This window comes from Companilactobacillus huachuanensis, from assembly GCF_005404815.1.
GTDB lineage: Bacteria > Bacillota > Bacilli > Lactobacillales > Lactobacillaceae > Companilactobacillus > Companilactobacillus huachuanensis.
Genome location: NZ_BJDF01000050.1, coordinates 1 through 1,601 on the forward strand (window position 1 = coordinate 1; position 1,601 = coordinate 1,601).

1 protein-coding gene is annotated in these 1,601 nt (G+C 33.7%); it reads right to left on the bottom strand.

Annotation, left to right across the window (positions count from 1 at the left end; translation table 11 throughout):
• Positions 1-30: 30 nt before the first annotated feature.
• Positions 31-1,503, bottom strand: a complete 1,473-nt coding sequence (locus FFM71_RS13260) for an IS1182 family transposase (RefSeq protein WP_137612620.1) — start codon at positions 1,501-1,503, stop codon at positions 31-33.
• Positions 1,504-1,601 lie beyond the last annotated feature (98 nt).

Below are 1,601 nucleotides of genomic sequence, written 5' to 3' on the forward strand. Positions count from 1 at the left end.
AACCAATTAGCGTGCCATTTTTTCTATTATTTACTTATTTTCTTTGCTTTTTTCCTTTAACAATTGTTGGATTCGTTTCATATTCACACAAAAAATCGTAATAGCCCCTTGGAGCTTCATGGCCTCAATTCCACTGGATTGCGTGGTTCTGTAACCATGTTTGATTTTCATTTCGCTATTCTTTGCTTCAATCTTATAGCGTGTTTTTATATTCTTTTGGAAATATTCTGTTTCTTCAAAATCTTTTTGATATTTATTTGCATCAGTTTGAATACTTACAGAATACGTTTTACTTTGAGTGTTTTTATAACAAGATTCTCGTAATGGACATGTTTTACACTTGTTAACATCAAAGTAGTATTTCATCACTGGACTATAGTTCGGATGATCCTTTCTAACCTCAAGACGTTTTCTTGTAGCTATATGGCCTGCCGGACAGATAAACATTCCAGCGTCTTTATTAAAATCCCACATATCATCTTTTTTTCTGGATCCATTGGACATAACAGGGTGAAGACCAGAAACTAAAACAAACTTTTTTTCTTCAGCCGCCTCAATATTGTCTTTACCGGAATAAGCTCTATCACCAATTACTGTTTGTACATTTACCTCGTGTTCTCTTGTACTATCAACCAAATCTTGTAGGAAAGGTCCATCGCCTTTTTCACCGCTAGTTATTATTGCGGCTGTAATGATTCTCTCTTCAGTCATTGCCACATGTGTTTTATATCCGAAGAAGGAAGTATCTTTTGTTTTATGGCCTACCTTTGCGTCATCATCTTTAGAATAATCTTGATATTCTTTAATATCAGCCTGTGTTTCTTTTAAACTATTAAAAGATTCGTTAACAGCAGGGACAGCCATTAATTCAGGGTGTTCTTCCACCTTTTTGAGCAGATTATCAGTGTATGCTTTTTCTTTTTCTAAATCATTAGTTTCATTTTTAGATGGTAACTCGGATTTAATATCTTCGTTAATCCGATAAATATTTTTTCTAACCAATTTTGATTTAGCACGTAATGTTTCTATCGGTGATTTTTGATTGAAACTAGATGCAGTATGAGTTGAATCGATAATTATTTTATTACTTTCTATAAGTTCCTTATCTAAGGCTACTCGGACGCTTTTAGTAATCAGTAAATCAAGGATATTTGAATCCATTAATCTTTGTCTTCTGAACTTTGTCAAAAGACTTGGATGAATAACGTCATCTTCAGGGTTTAAGCCAAGGAAGAATTTCATAGCCATATCTGTTTTTGCCCGTTTAATAAGATCTCTATCGGATAGATTATAGAGAACCTTCAAATAAAGATATTTGAACATTTGGATTGGGTTGACGGCGTTCCGCCCGTCATCCAGGCAATACTTACTTGCCAATTCATCATAAATAAAGTCGAAATCTACCATTTCTAGCAGTAATCGAAGTTCATTATCTTTGGGAACAATAACATCGTATAAAGAACTATAAGGACTAAGTTTTAACTCTTCTTGGCGTTTTAGCATAGTCATCTACCTCATTAAGTGGATTATATCAAAAAAGCACCCATAACTGGATGCTTAAAAAACATTATAAATATCTTATGGACTTTTTCAGCAGCCTC

Bases quoted from the DNA above. Each gene is read 5' to 3' on its own strand.
- FFM71_RS13260 (WP_137612620.1), bottom strand. From the start codon at position 1,503: ATGCTAAAACGCCAAGAAGAGTTAAAACTTAGTCCTTATAGTTCTTTA.